This is a genomic window from Chroogloeocystis siderophila 5.2 s.c.1 (assembly GCF_001904655.1).
Classification (GTDB): domain Bacteria; phylum Cyanobacteriota; class Cyanobacteriia; order Cyanobacteriales; family Chroococcidiopsidaceae; genus Chroogloeocystis; species Chroogloeocystis siderophila.
Genome location: NZ_MRCC01000011.1, coordinates 137,159 through 155,817, shown reverse-complemented (window position 1 = coordinate 155,817; position 18,659 = coordinate 137,159). Strand labels below are relative to the sequence as shown.

General features: G+C 41.8%; 16 protein-coding genes. 4 read left to right on the top strand and 12 right to left on the bottom strand.

Annotated elements, in window-relative coordinates; translation table 11 throughout:
• Positions 1-56 precede the first annotated feature (56 nt).
• A complete protein-coding gene (locus NIES1031_RS14670) occupies positions 57-407 on the top strand; it encodes a hypothetical protein (RefSeq protein ID WP_073550276.1) in 351 nt (116 codons plus the stop codon).
• A 12-nt stretch (positions 408-419) separates the two neighbouring features.
• Here NIES1031_RS14670 and NIES1031_RS14665 read toward each other — a convergent pair whose 3' ends face one another.
• On the bottom strand, positions 420-899 hold the full coding sequence (locus NIES1031_RS14665; RefSeq protein ID WP_073550275.1) for a hypothetical protein: 480 nt from the start codon (positions 897-899) through the stop codon (positions 420-422).
• A gap of 194 nt (positions 900-1,093) precedes the next feature.
• Here NIES1031_RS14665 and NIES1031_RS14660 point away from each other — a divergent pair, with 194 nt between their 5' ends.
• A complete protein-coding gene (locus NIES1031_RS14660) occupies positions 1,094-2,386 on the top strand; it encodes a hypothetical protein (RefSeq protein ID WP_073550274.1) in 1,293 nt (430 codons plus the stop codon).
• A 107-nt stretch (positions 2,387-2,493) separates the two neighbouring features.
• On the top strand, positions 2,494-4,689 hold the full coding sequence (locus tag NIES1031_RS14655) for a GumC family protein (RefSeq protein ID WP_143167785.1): 2,196 nt from the start codon (positions 2,494-2,496) through the stop codon (positions 4,687-4,689).
• A gap of 6 nt (positions 4,690-4,695) precedes the next feature.
• Here the strand turns inward: NIES1031_RS14655 and NIES1031_RS14650 are convergent, their stop codons facing one another.
• Positions 4,696-5,823, bottom strand: coding sequence for an aminotransferase class I/II-fold pyridoxal phosphate-dependent enzyme (locus NIES1031_RS14650; RefSeq protein WP_073550272.1), 1,128 nt, complete (start codon positions 5,821-5,823; stop codon positions 4,696-4,698).
• 121 nt (positions 5,824-5,944) lie between these two features.
• On the opposite strand from NIES1031_RS14650, the gene NIES1031_RS14645 reads away from it, so the two are divergent.
• Complete coding sequence (locus tag NIES1031_RS14645) at positions 5,945-6,796, top strand: hypothetical protein (protein WP_218596812.1); 852 nt, start codon at positions 5,945-5,947, stop codon at positions 6,794-6,796.
• Positions 6,797-6,801: 5 nt separating this feature from the next.
• On the opposite strand, the gene NIES1031_RS14640 is transcribed toward NIES1031_RS14645, so the two are convergent.
• The 10 genes from NIES1031_RS14640 to NIES1031_RS14595 all read right to left on the bottom strand — a co-directional run bounded on the left by NIES1031_RS14640 (position 6,802) and on the right by NIES1031_RS14595 (position 18,587).
• Entirely contained in the window at positions 6,802-7,455 is a 654-nt protein-coding gene (locus tag NIES1031_RS14640) for a sugar transferase (protein WP_073550271.1), read from the bottom strand.
• 96 nt (positions 7,456-7,551) lie between these two features.
• Complete coding sequence (locus NIES1031_RS14635) at positions 7,552-8,319, bottom strand: class I SAM-dependent methyltransferase (protein WP_073550270.1); 768 nt, start codon at positions 8,317-8,319, stop codon at positions 7,552-7,554.
• A gap of 57 nt (positions 8,320-8,376) precedes the next feature.
• The gene (locus NIES1031_RS14630; protein WP_236738844.1) at positions 8,377-9,450 is read right to left on the bottom strand and encodes a GNAT family N-acetyltransferase; all 1,074 of its coding nucleotides are present in this window, start codon (positions 9,448-9,450) and stop codon (positions 8,377-8,379) included.
• A gap of 341 nt (positions 9,451-9,791) precedes the next feature.
• The gene (locus NIES1031_RS14625) at positions 9,792-10,940 is read right to left on the bottom strand and encodes a glycosyltransferase (RefSeq protein ID WP_073550269.1); all 1,149 of its coding nucleotides are present in this window, start codon (positions 10,938-10,940) and stop codon (positions 9,792-9,794) included.
• A complete protein-coding gene (locus NIES1031_RS14620) occupies positions 10,933-12,048 on the bottom strand; it encodes a glycosyltransferase family 4 protein (protein WP_073550312.1) in 1,116 nt (371 codons plus the stop codon). Before NIES1031_RS14620 ends, NIES1031_RS14625 begins: the two co-directional genes overlap by 8 nt.
• On the bottom strand, positions 12,045-13,256 hold the full coding sequence (locus NIES1031_RS14615; RefSeq protein WP_073550268.1) for an O-antigen ligase family protein: 1,212 nt from the start codon (positions 13,254-13,256) through the stop codon (positions 12,045-12,047). Before NIES1031_RS14615 ends, NIES1031_RS14620 begins: the two co-directional genes overlap by 4 nt.
• A 34-nt stretch (positions 13,257-13,290) precedes the next feature.
• Entirely contained in the window at positions 13,291-14,406 is a 1,116-nt protein-coding gene (locus tag NIES1031_RS14610) for a glycosyltransferase (protein ID WP_073550267.1), read from the bottom strand.
• A 24-nt stretch (positions 14,407-14,430) separates the two neighbouring features.
• The gene (locus NIES1031_RS14605) at positions 14,431-15,540 is read right to left on the bottom strand and encodes a glycosyltransferase family 4 protein (RefSeq protein ID WP_073550266.1); all 1,110 of its coding nucleotides are present in this window, start codon (positions 15,538-15,540) and stop codon (positions 14,431-14,433) included.
• Positions 15,531-16,886: a murein biosynthesis integral membrane protein MurJ gene (gene murJ, locus NIES1031_RS14600; protein WP_073550265.1), complete on the bottom strand. Its 1,356-nt coding sequence runs from the start codon at positions 16,884-16,886 to the stop codon at positions 15,531-15,533. Before murJ ends, NIES1031_RS14605 begins: the two co-directional genes overlap by 10 nt.
• 342 nt (positions 16,887-17,228) lie before the next feature.
• Positions 17,229-18,587 carry a DUF4832 domain-containing protein gene (locus NIES1031_RS14595; RefSeq protein WP_084544363.1) on the bottom strand — a complete coding sequence of 453 codons (1,359 nt, stop codon included), beginning with the start codon at positions 18,585-18,587 and terminating at the stop codon, positions 17,229-17,231.
• Positions 18,588-18,659: the final 72 nt, after the last annotated feature.

Here is an 18,659-nt window from a genome sequence, read left to right as displayed (position 1 = left end):
ACGTTTTGTAACAACTCGGCGTCAAAACTAGCGGTTTACCTTCGCATTCAACAACAATGTTTAGAAAAATTATCTGGTTTAGTTTTGCGGCGATCGCCGTTATATTTGTATGGGGAAATTTACTCGTCGATCCAGCGGCGTCACAAGCGCAATCACGCATTAATGCCCTAGAAGTCGATCTTCGCGGTGTGCAATCGCGACTTAACCGTATTGAAGCCCAACTCAATCAATCGCGCGGCGGACAATCACCGCGAACACCATCAACAATTACACCAGCACCACCAGGACCAAGAGCGCAATTGAGTCAAGAACAAATGTTTGATAGATTAGCAACGCTTGTAGTAGAAGTCAAGCAACAGGTTAATAACTTAGAAAAGCGAGTTGCTACTTTAGAAAAACGTAGATAGTGAAGCTGCGAGCTAAGTTTCTGTTGATTTTAAAGCGCGATCGAGTACAGTACGAGCTTCTTCAGCTTTTGCTCTTGCTTCTTGATAACGCAAATTCACTTGCGCAAAGTTTTTTAGTGCCTTGAAGCCTTCTTTGATCCGAGTAATTTCCTCTTCGCTGACAGATTTATCTGTAAACAATACATCAATCGCAGCACGCACAGCCATTGCTTCTTCACGCGACTCTTGCACTTTGAGTTTAAGCGTAGCAAGACTACTCAAAACTTGTACTGCTTGCGTTACTGCATCCTCATCACTCGCGGTATCTGTAGCTGCTTCTTTTACCTCAATTAACTGTTGAGAACTAAAACCTTCGGCGAGATCAGTAGGTAACTTACCTTCATCCATAAGTTCCATTACCTGATCCATCGCTTTATCTCGCGCTTTTGCCGAATCTTTGCCAGGAACATTCAGGATAATTTCTGGGCTTTGCGGCAAAGTGTACTTAACCATAAGTCATTCGTTAAATATTATCTAGTACTGCTGAGTTTAATTGTTATGAATACTTGTTTTAGCATGTTGAGAAACACATTGTAACGTAAGCTATTATGACGCGATCGCAACTTGCAATTTATCAAACACTTCAACCATCAAAAGGCAGAACTTTATACTGGTATATAGGAAGCTAATTTTTGACTGAGGATATCATGGCTCCAAATCCCACAATTATGCAAGCTGTGGAACAACTAGGCTACCGCGTCACAGTTGGAGACGTTGCTACGCAATCAGGATTGAACGTCAGCTTAGCACAGCAGGGATTATTAACGCTTGCTTCCGAAGCTGGTGGACATATGCAAGTCGCTGAATCGGGTGAAATTGTCTATCAGTTTCCCAAAAATCTCCGTACAGTTTTGCGAAACAAGTTTTGGAGATTACGGCTACAAGCTTGGTGGCAAAAGGTTTGGCGTGTTTTATTCTACTTGATTCGGATTTCCTTCGGTATTGTTTTATTAGTGTCGATCGCGATCATTTTTCTCAGCATTTTTATTATTATCAGTACGCTCAATCGCGACAATGATGATCGCGGCAACCATTCGGGTGGTGGTATGGTATATATGCCACACTTTTGGGTTGGTCCTAATTGGTATTGGTTTCTTTACCCTGACTACGATACGCGTTACCAACAACGACGCCGAGAAAAAAACGAACTTAATTTTTTAGAAGCGATCTTCTCGTTTTTATTCGGTGATGGCAATCCCAATGCTAATTTAGAAGAACAGCGCTGGCAATTGATCGCAACTGTCATTCGGAATAACTCTGGTGCAGTTATTGCAGAACAAATTGCGCCGTATCTTGATGATATTGGTTCGGGGTACGCACAAGAGTACGAAGATTATATGTTACCCGTACTCACGCGCTTTAACGGACAACCGGCAGTTAGTCCCCAGGGACATTTAGTCTATCACTTTCCCGAATTACAAGTCAGTGCAGCGCAACAGCGATCGCGTTCTATCGCACCGTACTTACAAGAGTCACTCTGGCGCTTTAGTGCGGCAAGTTCAGGACAAATTGCCTTAGCCGCAGGGTTAGGATTATTAAACTTTGTCGGTGCGGTATTTTTAGGATATTTATTAGCCGATGGTGCGATCGCGGCTGAATTGGGAGGGTTAGTCGCGTTTGCGCAAGGAATTTATTGGTTACTTCTGGGCTACGGTACTGCGTTCTTAGCCGTTCCCCTCGTGCGCTATTTCTGGATCAAAGGGCGGAATCGACGAATTAGCGATCGCAATCGTCAGCGACAACTTCGAGCCGGAACTTTAGCTAATCCTGATGCGACGTTACAACAAAAAATGTCCTATGCGCAACAATTTGGTGCGAATACAGTGATTACTCAGGAAGATCTAATTTATACTACTGAGACTAATCTTTTAGAGCAGGAGGCAGAATCTGATAAAATAGATAACGAATGGCAGCGTCGATTACGTCGGTCAGATTCTTAGCACTTAGCTACGCGATCGCCTGATTGTAGTAGCAAAACTTACTGAGTAACTGTAATAGTGTTACTGTAATTTTCTACGTCCAGCGAAAACCTTTTTACAAGTTAATTATGGAATCTAGGGAAGCTTCTACAGGATTCCAGCAGTACTGGTTAATGTTAAAGCGGCGGTGGATACCTGCTTCGATCGCTTTTAGTACTATATTTGCCTTGACTGCTGCGGGTCTACTCACGCGTCAACCGACTTATGTTGCTGAAGGCAAGCTACAATTTCGCAGAACAAGCCCCACTTCATCGCTGACAGGTCTAGGAACAGAGATAGGGCAATTAGAGCCTTTGCAGTATCAGAATAGCCCTCTCGATACCGAAGCAGAAGTGATGCGCTCTGCACCAATTACCACAAACACGATCAGTAGACTCAATCTAACCGACCAAAACGGTAGACTGCTCTCGCCGAATCAGTTTTTAAGGCAACTCACCGTCAGAACAATTGCGGGTACTGATGTACTGCAAGTGACGTACAAAGACAGAAATCCAGAACAGGCGGCAGCAGTTGTCAATACTTTGATGACTTCGTACCTTGAGAACAATATAGTTAATAATCGTAGTGCAGCAGCAGTCGCCCGAAAATTTATAGAAGAGCAGTTACCACAAGCAAAAGCAACCTTACAAGAACGAGAATCAGCTTTACGCGCTTTCCGCGAACAAAATAATATTGTCTCGCTTCCCGAAGAAAAACGGACTGCCGTAGACACAGGTGCTGATATCCAGCGAGAAATAAATGCAATTCAAACACAGCTAGCGGATGCCAGGGCACAATCAGCACTGCTCCAAAAACAACTGGGTAGAGGCTTAGAACAAGCGAGTACCGCAACTGCCGCGAGTCAGTTACCTGGCGTACAAGAACTACTTGCAGAAATTCAACGCGTAGAATCGCAACTAGCAATTGATCGCGGGCGTTTTCAAGCGGATCATCCTACAGTTGCTGCTTTAGAAACCCGAAAAGCTGAATTAGAACGACTATTGCAACAGCGTGTAGAAGGAAACTTTGGACGTAACCAGTCTCCAAATCTGCGTGGCTTGCAACTTAGCGCGTATGAGCAAGAATTGACACAAGATTTGGCACGTTCGGAAGCAAGAAGACTAGGCTTAGAAAGCCAACTTGCAGCTTTATCTAACTTGCAAACTGCTTACACGCAGAAACTCAATAGCATTCCGCGATTAGAGCAACAGCAAGCCGATTTGGAGCGTGAACGTGATACCGCACAAGCTACTTATAATTTGTTACAGCAGCGTTACCAAGAAGCACGCATTGCAGAAAATCAGAATGCAAGCAACGCGAGCATCATTTCTGCGGCTTTTGTACCACCTGAACCCGCTGGTTCGCGCCAGCTATCGATTCTAGCCGCATTGTTAATGGGTGGGTTCGCAGCAGCAGCGACAATTTATATCCTAGAAGCACGCGATAAATCACTCAAAACCGTTGATGAAGCTAAGCGAGTTTTTGGTTTACCGCTGTTGGGAATTATCCCCGCCTTCAAAAAATCAGAAAAACCTGTGGTGCGGCAAGGCGATTTAGAACGGACAATTCCTGACGTTGTGGTGTGGAATGCACCGCGATCGCCTTTCAGTGCAGTGTATCGAATGTTACAGGCAAATCTGAAGTTTCTCAGTTCTGACAAAGAACTAAAAATTATTGTTATCTCTAGTGCAGTCCCAAAAGAAGGTAAATCGACCGTCGCGGCGAACTTAGCAGCAACGATGGCGCAATCAGGAAGAAGAGTTTTACTCGTAGATGCAGACATGCACCGTCCTGTGCAGCATTCTATTTGGGAAACAACCAATCAAGCAGGTTTAAGTAATCTTTTAGTCGGGCAAGCCGAATTTCAAACAGCGATCAAATCCGCAATACCTAACTTAGACATTCTTCCGGCGGGAGTGACACCGCCTAATCCGATCGCGTTAATCGATTCCCAAAAAATGGCAGCTTTAATGACGCGGTTCACCAAAGATTACGACTTCACTATCATTGATACACCGGCAATTAATGTCGATGCCGAAGCGCCAATTTTAGGTAAAATGGCAGATGGAGTCTTATTAGTTGTCCGTCCTGGAGTATCAGATGCGAATAATGCGGCTTTAGCTAAGCAGTTTCTTCAGCAGTCGAACCAAAACATTTTAGGATTAGTTGTTAATGGTGTGGTACCCGAAAACGAACCGCAAAGTTATTACTATTTCTCGCAAGAGTACAACACTGCAAATGCGAATTCGGCACCAACAGCGGTACAGCCCAAGGCAAAAAAATAGCTACAATTAGCGGTGGAGATGCGCGATCGCTTGAATCACGCGGTCTAAGTCTTCAAGAGTTAAATTAGAACCCGATGGCAAACACAAACCGTTATTAAATAAATCTTCGGCGATCGCGCCACCGACGCACTCACATTCACGAAAGACAGGTTGCAAGTGTAATGGCTTCCATACCGGACGCACTTCGATTTGTTGTTGCGCCAGTGCGATGCGAATTTGTTCGCGATCAACTCCAAACGCCTTAGCATCAACTGTTAAGCACGTTAACCAACGCGTAGCACGTCCAAAATCAGCTTCTGGCATAAATTCAATTCCAGGGAACTTAGCCAAAGCTTGTTGATAAATCGTAAAATTGCGCCGTCGGGCGGCAACGCGATCTTCTAAAACGTGCAACTGTCCGCGCCCAATTCCAGCTAAAACATTACTCAAGCGATAGTTGTAACCAATTTCCGAGTGCTGATAGTGGGGTGCAGGATCTCGCGCTTGCGTCGCTAAAAAACGCGCTTTGGCGACTAAATCCGCATCTTCAGACACTAACATTCCTCCGCCAGAGGTTGTGATAATTTTGTTGCCATTAAACGAAAAAATGCCAATGCGCCCAAACGTACCTGGCGATCGCCCTTTGTACGTCGCACCCAACGCCTCCGCCGCGTCTTCAATCAGTGGAATCTCGTACTCATTACACACCTCAACGATTGGGGCAAGATCCGCACTTTGTCCGTACAGATGGACAACAACGACAGCTTTAGGTAACTTTCCTTGATGCGCTTGCTTTGCTAAAGTTTCCCGCAACAAATCAGGATTCATATTCCACGAAGTGCGATCGCTATCGATAAATATCGGTTTTGCCCCTAAATAAGTAATTGGGCTTGCGGTTGCAATAAACGTGAGTGTTGAGCAAATCACTTCATCGCCTGGTTCAATACCAACAAGTCGCAATGCTAAATGCAACGCTGCGGTTCCCGAACTAACCGCCGCAGCATGATTTGTACCAATAGCTTGACAGAATTCTTGCTCAAACGTATCAACGTGCGGACCAACAGGCGCAATCCAATTCGTCTCAAAAGCTTCTCTAACGAACTCTAGTTCGCGATCGCCCATGTGTGGTGTCGAAAGGAGAATTGGTTTAATCACTGCTTGGCTTAATTCTTATAAACGAATGGTTGACTAAGTTAAATTAACAAATTCTGACATTCCGGCATTAGAAAGCCTAGAATCCATGATAGGCAATACCAGCACTACTCAGGAGAGATCGGTGCAAGCACGAGAAGTTTCCGAAGCAAGCATCGTATCAATGACAGAAGTGGAAATGGCTAACTGGCGTCGCCAGCAGGGTTTTCATATCATCTCGCATCGCGATCGTTACTGGGAAAGAATACGCCCTGGCTTCTATCAACCCGTCCACTTGCTTGCGCGCTTGAGTGCTGAACAGGCGACAAAGCCGACGCAATGGTGTTGGGGATATCGGGCTGCTTTAAGCGAAACTGATCGCGCAATCAGTAATGGCTCAATTCCGGTTCATGTCTTATCGGATCTTCATAACTACGATCTGCAAAACTTTTCATCAAATCGACGGCATAATCTTCGTCGGTGTCAAAAACGAGTTAAAATTATCGAACTTACCAACTCAGAAATCTTGCAGCACCAAGGATACGAAGTTGTTTCCTCCGCAGTAAAGCGAACTCAATATTTAAAAGTACCTTCCCAGCAGGAATACATTGCTAACCTTACCAACTACATCGATCCTCAGCATCGGTTAGTTCTCGCGGGTATCATTGGCGACCAACTTGGTGGATACATCAGTGGCTATGCTGTTGACGGGGTAGCTTACTTTGAAAACCTCTATATTGCGACTGAAGCGTTAACAACTAATATCAATAGTGGACTCGTTTATGAATTCGTGCAGGTTTGTCGTCGCAGTGGCAAAATTCACGAGGTTGTCAACGGTTTGCATTCGCGTGAGGATCAAGCGCTATGTGTCTACAAAGAGAGTATAGGATTTCCCGTAAAACATATTCCGGCTCGTGTCGCCTTAAATTCAATTGCTGGCAACTTAATTCGCCAGCACTATCCCCACATATACTATCGCTTGACTGGCAGTGAATAATACTTTTATGTTGCTACTCGATCCTGATTTTGCCCTTGAAATTCTTCGCACGTCGCACAACCTTGTTGAGTAATACCTTCACGCTGTAGAACTTTCCACACCGTCAGCACAAGAATTTTAAGATCGAGCCACAAACTCCAATGGTCAACGTACCAAACATCGAGTTTGAATCTTTCTTCCCACGAAAGCGTATTCCGTCCATTGATTTGTGCTAAACCAGTAATGCCAGGCTTGACCTCATGACGACGTGCTTGTTCAGGAGTGTAGCGATCAAGGTACTTAACAAGTAACGGGCGAGGACCAACGATGCTCATATCGCCTTTGAGTACATTCCACAGTTGTGGTAACTCGTCTAAACTCGTGCGGCGCAGAAATTGCCCGATTGGCGTTAGACGTTGTTCGTCAGGAAGCAAGTTTCCTTGCGCGTCACAGTCGTTGGTCATCGAGCGAAACTTGTAAAAGTCAAAAATTTTGCCATCTTTACCAGGACGCGGCTGCGTAAAAAAAATTGGTCGCCCAATCTGGATAATAATTGCGATCGCCACTCCCAGCATAACCGGAGACAACAAACTTAAAGCAATAATTGCCGCGATTTTATCTATTAAAGATTTTCCTATACGGCTTAAATCATAAAGATAACGAGACTTCTGACTTTTCATCCGTAATCCACTCTTTCTAGTCAATCAACTACTACCATTTTGTTAAACTGATTAGCTTAATGCTAATCAAAAAAAACTCATAATAAAGTAAATTTGTCAAGTTTTTTGACAAACACAGTAAAGCATTCCTTTAATCGGTTCATCGACCAAACTTTCAGGAGATGCATACATTTGTCGCTGTTGAATTTGATAGGTTGAACCAATTGCCAGTATTGTAAAACCTACTTTATTTAAAGCTTGAACCGCCTCGTGTAAACTATACCAATATGTATACGGTTGGCGATCGCACAGTGCATTCCAGTTAGGTTTTCCACCTAACTTTAGCCAAGGAAGATAGTGCAGCGAGCAATGTGAACCACGTATCTTTCTAGTTATATGAAGATACATTAAAAATGACAAGTATTGAATACTTTGCCTCCTCGAATCAAGGCAAAGAAACGAAAACAAAGCGATTCCTTGCTTTTTTAAAACTCGATATGCTTCTTGAATCGCCTTACTACGCTCAATCTTATTTTCGATGAGACTGACAATCTGCTGCAAATAAACAATCTGATCGAAACTAGAATCTGAATACTTTAACTGTGTTGCATCCTGCACTGTAAAACAAATACTAGATTCAGGATCTCTTTGTTTAGCTTGTTCAATATACTCAGGCATATAGTCATAGCCATGGAGTGACTTAAATCCCATTTTTTTCATTTCTAGTAAAATTCTACCGCCTCCCGTTCCAGCTTCTAGTATCTTGCTTTCTTTATTTAAATAAGTTTCTATAAGATACTTTTCCTCATCAAGTAAATTTTCTCCATATGCCCAAGCATCAAACTCTACAGTGCTGTATATCTGCTTGTTATTAACTGCTGGCATGGCTAATTATTTAACTAATTGATATTCAGTAATTCAGTTGTTGCTCTTGTTTTATACTTAGATATGTGCCCGATAAGCAGGAAAAAAGTCAGAATTTAGTAACTCTGCTACCGAAATACCTAACTCTTTTGCACGCACTTTTACTAAATCGTCGTAGTTTTTCTGATTGACAACTAAACGGATAGTCGAGAAACTATGTCTTTGTTTAGAAAAACCAGCTTTAAAATGATACAAACTATCTTTTGCTCCGCCGACGCCACCACCTAGGTGTAAAAATTCATTACCGCGTTCTTTTGCCCAAATACGGACATAGTCAAACATAAGTTTACTAGGCGCTTGTTTTAAAAAAGCTGATTTTGTTCCACCTAAGTGATACTGAACTATCCTACACACTTCGGTAAATATGCCACCACAAATGATTTCATCGTTTAATTCTACGACACACAAATGCATTTGATGCTTTAATGCTTGCGACAACTGAACAAAGTAATCTCTACCAAAATAGTAAGACTGTGTTGCACCTACACGATCCATTGTTTGTTCGTAAAGCTCGACAAAAATGTCAATGTATTCTGCAAACGGTACTATTTTTGCTGACATCCCAGTGCGTTTATTTTTGTTAATTTTATTGCGATGTTCTGGGCGAGTTTGATGCCATATTTCTGTAAGCGATAGTTTTAAATCAACTGAAACAGTTTCTCCGTTGAATTTGCAGTATGGATACTCGCTCAAATTTTGATTGAGTATGGGATGAAGCCGTAAAAAAGCTGAACAGACTTTTTTACTCGATAGTTGATGAATTAACTGCTGAAATGCGATATCTAGAAAATCTGGCGTATTTGCTGCTTCGTTGAGCAGAATTCCAGGGTAGCCGTAAGGAGAGATAACATCAAAAAAATCTATTTCAAACTGACGTGTAAATAGCGTATTGCACGAGCGTAACAAATAGGGGAGGAAGAAAATTTTATCGCCTTCAGTAATTAAAATAGCTTCAGCAATTGCATTGATTCTTCTTGCTTCCAAAGCTACGTATTCAGGTAGATGATAAAAATCATGGCGTAAGTCATTTAGAGTCTGCTTCCACAAAGGATGTGAAAAGTCAAGAACTAGACACTCTATTAATTTGTTCAATAGTAAAGGGTTTTGAGATTGAGCTTTGTAGCAGCTTTCCATATGAGTCTGCTCACTTTGATCGCAGTAACTTGAGATTTTTCTCTCAATGTTTAAATATTTTAACTAATTATGTATACCTAACTTCGATATATTGTTGCTTCAATAAGAATTTTCGATTTTCAAGCGTCATATTGATATATATCTAAGATGATAAATTCAGTTTAGAAAAAATTGAGCATGCTGCAAGTATTAAAGGCACTAAAAATAACCTCCTAAGTTACCCAAAATTGGTGAGGCAATCTATTATGATACTTGCTTGCGATAGGAAAGGGCAGCTTGGACAAACCATTCCAACCTTGTTAGATAGACTTTGACATCGTACATAGCAAGGCTTCAGTATAGAGTTTTTCATGCATCGCCATAATCTGGCGTAAGTCATAATCAGCCATGCGATCGCGTCCTTTTTTGCCTAAATTTTGCGCAGCTTGCGGATGTTCTAATACCCAATTCATTACCCGTGCGATTCCAGCAATATCTCCTAGTGGAACCAAAAGTTCTGATGGTAATAAATCCTGAATACCTCTAATTTGCGTACCAATGACAGGAACCTCTAAGCTGAGAGACTCCATCACACTTCGGGGTAATCCTTCTTGCGCTGAAACAAGTAGGGTCGCGACTGAAGCGCGAATCAGAACCGGAATATCGCGTCGCAATCCCAGAAAATGAACGCGTTGAGCAATTCCCAATTGCGCGGCTAAACTTTGTAACTGTGGTTGTAATACTCCTGTTCCTGCTAATGCTAAGTGGGTATGTGGTTTTAACAAAGCAAAGGCTTGGAGAAGATCGCGATGACGCTTGCGTGGAATGAATTCTGCAATCGACAAAAAGAGTACATTTTCTGACGTCAATCCTAATTCTTCGCGTAGCTGCGCGACATCAGTGCGAGCAACTGTCTGCGGATTATAGTAATTGGTATCAACTCCAATTCCTGGCATATAGCGAATTTTTGCCGCAGATACGATTTGGTGTTGCTTTGCGGCTTGTTCGTCTTCACGATTAATCACAACAAGATAATCTGTCCAACGCCCCGCCAGTTTTTCTAATGTGAGAAAGATCGTATTTTTGACTGGCGATCCACCATGATAAAAGTGAAAACCGTGCGCTGTGTAGATGACTTTTGGTTTTCTTTGATTTTGCCAACGATTGATCGCATAACGTGTAACAAACGCCGCAACTGGTGTATGAACGTGGACTAGATCGTAATTTTGTTGCGCGAGAACTTGTTGAATTTGTTGCGGTGCATCAATAAAATTGCGCGGATCGAGAGGGTTGCGCGACCATGTAACATCCCAAACGCGATCGCACGCAGTCGTACACTCAGAACAATCGGTGATTGCTGCTGCCATAGCATCGACTTGCCAACCTTGGGCGCGAAAGTGCGCGATATAGGGTAAAAGAAACGCGCGCACAGTAGCTGGAATCGTCGTAACTATCAAAAGTTTAGGCATATAAAGCTTGATACTGGGCAACAATCGGATCGAGGGCGAAATTTTCTTGAATTCTTGTTCTTGCAGCTTTTCCTAAAGCGGTTCTCTTAGACGAGCCAATTTCTATCAGTGCTTGCCAAGCGTCTGCAAGCGCTTGCGGATTTTTTGGCGGTACGACTTTGCCTGTATCGCCGACAATCCACTTAGAATCGCCGACATCAGTAACAACACATGGTACACTACACGCCATCGCCTCACCAACAACTAAAGGAAATGCCTCACCATAGGCAGATGCCAAAGTTGCAATATCAAGTGCTGCCATTAGCTGTGGTATGTCACTACGTTCACCTAAAAGATGCACCTGCGATCGCTCTATTCTAATAAGTTGTTGTAAGTCTTGATTGGCAAGAGTGACATCAGTACCAGCTAGCAAAAAATGGACATTTGCATATTTCTTAGTCAGAAGTGCGGCTGCATGAAAAAAGTTTGCATGGTCTTTCATCGGATGATAACGACAGAATAATCCGATTAATAAAGTATCCGCTGCTAATCCTAAAGTTGTGCGAACTTCTGATCTTGCTTGTGATGAAGGTTGAAACCGCGTCGTATCAAAACCATTAGGAATCACGCAGCTATTTTGCTGACAATATCCTATAGCTTCGTGCTGCGCTTTACTTGTTTGAGAGACAAAAACTACCTTTTTTGGCGAATGAGATATTTTGGCACTCAATTTGACAATTGCTTGTGTCATTTGCTTTTCAGCATCGAGTTGCGCAATCGAGTGATGAATTCCCCAAACGACTGGTACTTTCGGCGCAAAAAAACGACTTGCAAAGTATGCGGCTAAATTGCCATGATACATCCACCCTTGAATAAAATTAGGTTGCAATTGACGTAAAGTGCGAATTAATTTCCAAAGAATATCAGGTGTTGGTAACATCCCTGGCTGCATACCTAGCGTATAGACAGGAATATCTAACACTGAAATGCGATCGCCCAACATGCCGCGATCCATCAAGGAAACAACTATCGGGTAAAAGCGATCGCGGTGCGTGCGGGACAAAAGATTATAAAGCATCATCTCTGCACCACCCGCAGAAAGTCCAGTGATGATATGAACAATTCTCATTCCTGCCATAAGTGATATTTTTCTGCTTGCTGGCTTGTCACACTCAAAGCTGCCATCAAAGCAAAGCTCAACAATATAAATCTATCTTCGAGTATTGTGTGGCTAAACAAACCCCACAACAGAATAAAAACAGTAAACGATAAGGCAATATAACGGTTTTCTCCTTTAGTTGACTGCGTTACTGCACAAACAAACAAAGGCATAATCAAGCTACCTAAAAAACCATGATCCGCCATAAATACCAAATACATATTATGCGTTGATATTTTGTAGTTCCAATCAATTGTCGAAGCAATGCCGTTTCCCCATAACGGACTTTGTGCAAATAACTGCCATCCCGCGATTAAAATTTGCATCCGCGAATCAGCAGAGTGTTCTGACGCGGTTGGGTTTTCAAACCATTCAATTCTCTCTCTTACTCCGTACGGCAGTTGATTAACATTAATCAAGTTATCAATTGAAAAGCCTACAACAAAAGCAACAATTCCTGCTCCTAATAACCAGTAAATGAGTTGGTTTTTACTAATCACATTATTTTTAATAAAAATGAGAACAACTAAAAGCCATCCCAAAATAGCACCTCTAGAAAAAGTCAACAAAATTCCTAATCCTATCAGCGCAATGAAATAAGGACGGTACTTTTGAGGAACTAATCCAGTTCCAAAAATCACGCTTAACACCAAAGCACATCCAGTTCTGTTTGGATCTACATAAAATCCCGCTGGTCGACCAGTATCATTAAAGCCACCAAATACTAATGGATTAATTAATTCATAAATATTATTAATAACTCCCATAATGCCAATAATAATAGTTGCATATCTTGCTGATAGTTGCACTGCATGATATTTTGAAAATATCAATAACATTATTAAGAAAAACAACACTGATAAAATTCTTAATCTTAACTCTTGATAGCCAGCATCAGAAGATAAAAACAAGATAAAGGAAAACAAAGATATTAATAGATAACTGCTACACCAAACAACAATAGGTAATGAGAAATATTGAATTCTACTAAATATTGATAAGAGTAAAGGAATCGCGCCAAATCCAAACAGAAAAACCAATGTGACAGGTGCAGGGGCTTGTCCTGTTCGGAAAAAATAAAGGTCTATATCAGAAAAGAAAACAACAACAGCCGCGACTGCCAAAACACATTGGTAATAAAAGATTAAATTTTGCTTTTGCTCTAAAATAGGATTCATAATCACATAGTTTTACTTGCCTATATCCCCTGTGCTACACTTTGTTGTGACCGAGTAGCGCCAAATATTTAGGAACTGCTTGTTGTAAAGAAAAATCTTGAGCGCGTTGAATCAACAATTCTTGATTAACTGGTTGCTCTAATGTGCTCAACATAGCTGTCGCAAGAGCAGAGATATCGCCCACTGGAACTAAAACACCGTACTTTCCTGCTGCTAAAATTTCTTCTGGACCGCTTGGGCAATTCGTAGACACTACAGGACAACCACAAGCCATCGCTTCAATCAATACAGTTGGTAAACCCTCCCAACGCGAAGAAAGGACAAACGCAGCGGCTCGACTCATGTAAGCATAAGGATTCTCCACAAACCCAGGTAAAGCGACATCTTCCGCAATCCCTAGTTTTTGGGCAAGTGCTTCTAACTCTTGTCGGGCTTCACCTTCGCCTAAAATCAGCAAGCGTACTTGTCGTATTTTGCGTAAAATTGCAAAGGCTTGAATCAAGCTACCAAAATCTTTTTGAGTTGTTAGCCTACCCACGGCTAAGAATACAGGTATAGTGCTATTCTGGAGCCAAGGATGCTCTGGAATTGCTTTTGCTTTAGTTATTAACTGCTCGTCAACAACCGGATTGTAGATAACATGCAACTTTTGTGGGGCAATAGCTAAATGTTTCGCTAAGTCAGAAGTAGCACCTTGAGAAACTCCTACAATTGCATTGGCGTGGGGATACAGCGATTTCATAAATAGCGGTAGCAGCTTGGCACGCAGTAGTTTCGGTTGAGCTACCGACAGCGTATCGTGTTCTACTAGAACAAGGCGAGTGTTGGTCGATGCGAGCACTTTGGCAATCACCGCGATCACATTCGCGTGATTCATGTGCGATAATAACGCCTCAGGCTGAGTTTCCCGTAGATAGCGCGATAAAGGTGCGATCGCTTTAATGACTCTTCCCGCGGCTAAATCGACAATTCTCACTTGCGAGGGAACTTGTTTTAAGTAAGGTCCTTCTTTGCTTGCCAAAACTAAATCCAAGGAAACACCATAAGTCAACATTCCTTGCAGAAGATTAATCGCCACTTTTTCCGCACCGCCACCGTGCAAAGCTGGAAGAAAAAAAGCAATACGTTTCGTTAAAGAAAATTGAGGCATAAATTTACTAAGCCGCGACTAGTGCTAATTTTGCACCACTTCCTTAAACAACGCTTCCCATTTGCGCATAACACTTTCAAGGCTAAATCTTGCTGAAACTTCTGGCGCGCGGCTAGCTAATTGCTGGCGTGCGGTTTCATCCGTCATTAAATGTTGCATTGCTTGGGCTAGCGCCGTAACATCTCCATTAGGAACGAGGATGCCATCGATGCGATCGCGAACAATTTCTCTAGGTCCGCTAGGACAATCAGTACAAACAACTGGTAAACCACAAGCTAGCGCTTCTCCATGTACCATTGGAAAACCCTCAAACCGAGAAGCCATCGTCAAAAATTTTGCTTTCCTCAAAATTGCAAAAGGATTATGAACAACCCCAGGCAAAACAATTTGATGTGATAGACCTAATTTAGCGACATAAGCTTCTAGTTCTTGCCGTAACTCTCCTTCTCCTAAGATAATTAATTGCCACTCAGGAAATCGAGTCGCGATTTGTCCAAAAGCAGAGATTAAAAGATCAAAGCCTTTTTGGTAAGTTAATCTTCCTATAGCCACAATCCACTGTTTTTGCATATCAATACTTTGTGGAAGGTGCGCTTCAGCCTGAAGATTTTCACGAATCACAAGTGGGTTGTAAATCACACTTCTCTTTTCAACAGGAACCCACTCAAAAGCGCTGGCGACGCCTTGACTCACGCAAACGACTTTGGCTGCACGCGGGTATGTAATTCGACGCAGCTTTTCCCAAATAGCACCAACATATTTCATCCCCACATCACAATGTTCTGTGACAATTACCGGATATCCTGTTGCTTGCAGTGATAACACCGTTACAATGTTAGTCTGAGCGACAAAAGAAATCACTACATCTGGCTGTAATGACTGAATCGCACTCCTCAACTGTAACAAACGATAAAAATTATTTTTCACGGCTGCAAGCAAATAAGGAGACTGCTGCATTACATCCAAAGCAATTCGTTTGACACCTGGCGGTAGTTGATAAAAATCATTTTCCTTTCCTGAAAGTGTTACTACAGCAACATCATGTCCTTGTCGTAAGAAGCCTTCTGCAAGCAGAACTAAAACTCGCTCTGCTCCACCACACGAAAGAGTTGCAGATACTAGTGTTAATTGCATTGTGTCGCGAATATTTTTAAGTTTTTGTGAGCAAAGAAAAGTAGATAGAAAAAAGAGAATACGTAGACACAGCTAGTCGATAAAGCAATACCACCAACTCCAATCCACTGCATAAATAAGTAGTTGAGACTGATATTAATTACAAGATTAAAAACCGATACCCACATGAGTATATAATTTAGCCGCATTGAGATGAGTAGTTTAACAACAAAAATATCAGCTATATAAAATGGGATTTGGAGTGCATACAATGATTGAATTTGTGCAACGACCTGTGTATCTTCAGGTGTGAAAGAGCCACGTTGAAAGAGAATTTGGACAATTAATTCAGAACTGATTAATAATAATCCCGTAGCAGGTAAAGAGACAGCAAAAATGAGCCACATATAGCGATTCAAAGTTCGGCGGACTCCTAACCATTCATTGCAAGCAACCATTCGCGAAAAATAAGGAATAACTGCGGTACTGAGTGCGGTTGTTGCTAACGTAATCGGAAACGCAATAACACGATTACCGTAATTGAGCGATGCGACACTTCCTGGAGCTAACATTGCTGCCATTGATTGATCTATCAAAGTAGCACTACACATAATAAATGCGCCAATCAGCGCTGGTACGCATTGCTGCACAACTTGCCAAATCGCAGGACTAACACCATACCACCTTGGTAGTAACGATATACCCTGTTTTCGCAATGCTAAGCTAAGTAAAATCATTTCTAAGACAGTACCTGCAACTAATCCAGCGGCTAACGCAAAGATTCCCCAGGGTTTGATGAATAAAAAGAGAACGGTTATCGCGGGAGTTGCGATCGGAGCGATCGCAGCTAACGCAAAACGCTCACCTGCGTTTAAAACGGCTCCCCAGATTGTAACAATACTGCTCAACAATACAATTGGAGCGATCGCGCACAGCAAGTAAAATGTTAGGCGAAGCTTTTCTGAATCAAATCCAGCCGCGATCCAAGGTAAATAAATTGGTGCTGTTGCGATCATCAAAAAAGTAGTTAATCCGAGTACAACCAAGCCCCAAACCATTGTTCCAGAAAATAGCTGCTGCGCTGATTGCATACCTTGCTTTTCGCGAACTTGAATATAAGTTGGAATCAAAGCTGCATTAAACGAGCCGGCAACTACATTAATAATAAAAGCTGGCACTAACAAAGCAATTAAAAAAGCATCAACCGCGTCACCTGTTCCAAATCTCCACGCAATAACAAGTTCTTTAATCACAGCTGCTACTTTAACAAACGCAGTCCAGATAGCAACCGTCATTGCTGCACCAAAAATTTTCCGGTTGACGGAAGTGCTTGTTAGTTTTGTCCAACCATTTAGTAATTTTTGCACTTGCCAGTTCCTTGAAATAGCTTGCTACTTTTTTGCGTATACCCAGATAAATGACTATGTACTGTGCATTTGCATTTTGCCTGCACAGGTCTTTTATTTATCCAATCAATTTAACTTAGTTCAGACCAAAACTTGTAGATTAGATAACCATTTTAATTTTTAAATAACATTCAGAATAACTTGTAATTGTTTAGCTTCAATGTATATATTTTACAATAAATGACTACATTTCATCAAAAGTTTGTTAGAAATTTTATTCTAAAAACCAAAGTAGCGGAGCTACTGAGGTATCCGCTACAGAACATGATATTTAACAAATTAAAACGCGTTTTGAATGAAGAATTACCGAGAAGTAAAAAATTGGCTACCTGAGTAATTACTTCCGGATACGTTGGAAGTAACTGTTACACTACTTGCTAATAAATTATAGCCTGTCGCGGCTTCCCAAACATTTTGATTTGCTAGTCGAATAGAGTATGGCGCGCGATTATATAATCTTGGTGAAGGATCGGGAAGATTGAGGAAAACTTGATATTCTCCACTCAACATATTTGCAGGAACACCTGCGACAACTTCTACAGTTTTAATCTGACTAGGTAGCCATCTGCGCGGATCTTCTTGCACTGGTAGACGATATTCTTTTTTTGTTTGTTTGTGACGTAAAACGATTTCTACGCGACGTGGATTGTAAGCATTAGCCCAGCCATCGTTAGTAACAACAAAGCTCATTGCAAAAGTGCCTGATGGCTTGACTTGAGTGGGAATTGTTGTTTTGAGTAGCCGAAAGCGGTAGCCTAAACGTCGTCTGATTTCCGGCAGACAGCCTTGATTTTTCCATCCTTGAATAACAGATTGATGAAATTCCAAATTTAAGACGCTCCAGCGTAATCTTGCCATCTCTGCTAACGCATTCGCACAACCAATATAAGCTTGAGCAGGGCCACTAGCGCTGGCTGTTTCACCACCATGCACGACATACAAGTTATTAACACTCAAAAATTGCTTATCTCTTTCAACCTGGCGATAAGTGTAAAATCCCAAATCGTCCGAACTTGCTAAAAAGCCGTCATTGTGAGTAGCGGTTCTCGCACGTGCACTTCCACTAAAAGCTTCGCTCGATTTAAGCGGTTGAGTTGTGTTAAATATATCCATCTTTTGCTTAGGAAATGGTAAAGCAACCATTCGCTGAGATGGTAAAGCCGCAAGAATTTTATAAAATATTGCGCGTGAATCTGGTGTTACGTCAAGAGTTGTATTGTTAATTAGCTGATGCGAAGAACGATTCCACTGTCCCCAAGCACCAACAAACCCTGCTTCTAGATAAGCAATCACATCGTAGTTGTTTCTCAAAATTGGTTGTAATTGCTCCAAGTGCGTCAAAATCACATCTTTAGGGGCATCATAACCACCTATATCCCAGTTATAGGCAAAGCGAACAACTAATTTGATTCCAGCTTGTCGAGCTATGTTAAAGTCTTGTTTTACGAACTCAAGAAAAGATGATGGTAAACTACTGTAACGGTACTGAGGAATAACATAAATTCGCCGAATTAAACTTATGTTTCTCTTTTTAGCTGTTGCTGCTTGAATAGCCGTCAAAGGAGTATCTTGATGCTTCGTGATAGAGTTGATATAGAACCCACGCTCAGGATTAGCGAAGGTTTCTCCACTTCCTTGATAAGTTTTTGTTTCAGCATTCATAGCTGTAGCGGCGTGACAAGAGGCATTAATAGTTAGGCTCAGCAATGAAAAGACAATAGGTATATGTAAACG

Bases quoted from the DNA above. Each gene is read 5' to 3' on its own strand.
- NIES1031_RS14670 (WP_073550276.1), top strand. From the start codon at position 57: ATGTTTAGAAAAATTATCTGGTTTAGTTTTGCGGCGATCGCCGTTATA.
- NIES1031_RS14665 (WP_073550275.1), bottom strand. From the start codon at position 899: ATGGTTAAGTACACTTTGCCGCAAAGCCCAGAAATTATCCTGAATGTT.
- NIES1031_RS14660 (WP_073550274.1), top strand. From the start codon at position 1,094: ATGGCTCCAAATCCCACAATTATGCAAGCTGTGGAACAACTAGGCTAC.
- NIES1031_RS14655 (WP_143167785.1), top strand. From the start codon at position 2,494: ATGGAATCTAGGGAAGCTTCTACAGGATTCCAGCAGTACTGGTTAATG.
- NIES1031_RS14640 (WP_073550271.1), bottom strand. From the start codon at position 7,455: ATGAAAAGTCAGAAGTCTCGTTATCTTTATGATTTAAGCCGTATAGGA.
- NIES1031_RS14635 (WP_073550270.1), bottom strand. From the start codon at position 8,319: ATGCCAGCAGTTAATAACAAGCAGATATACAGCACTGTAGAGTTTGAT.
- NIES1031_RS14625 (WP_073550269.1), bottom strand. From the start codon at position 10,940: ATGCCTAAACTTTTGATAGTTACGACGATTCCAGCTACTGTGCGCGCG.
- NIES1031_RS14620 (WP_073550312.1), bottom strand. From the start codon at position 12,048: ATGAGAATTGTTCATATCATCACTGGACTTTCTGCGGGTGGTGCAGAG.
- NIES1031_RS14615 (WP_073550268.1), bottom strand. From the start codon at position 13,256: ATGAATCCTATTTTAGAGCAAAAGCAAAATTTAATCTTTTATTACCAA.
- NIES1031_RS14610 (WP_073550267.1), bottom strand. From the start codon at position 14,406: ATGCCTCAATTTTCTTTAACGAAACGTATTGCTTTTTTTCTTCCAGCT.
- NIES1031_RS14605 (WP_073550266.1), bottom strand. From the start codon at position 15,540: ATGCAATTAACACTAGTATCTGCAACTCTTTCGTGTGGTGGAGCAGAG.
- NIES1031_RS14595 (WP_084544363.1), bottom strand. From the start codon at position 18,587: ATGAATGCTGAAACAAAAACTTATCAAGGAAGTGGAGAAACCTTCGCT.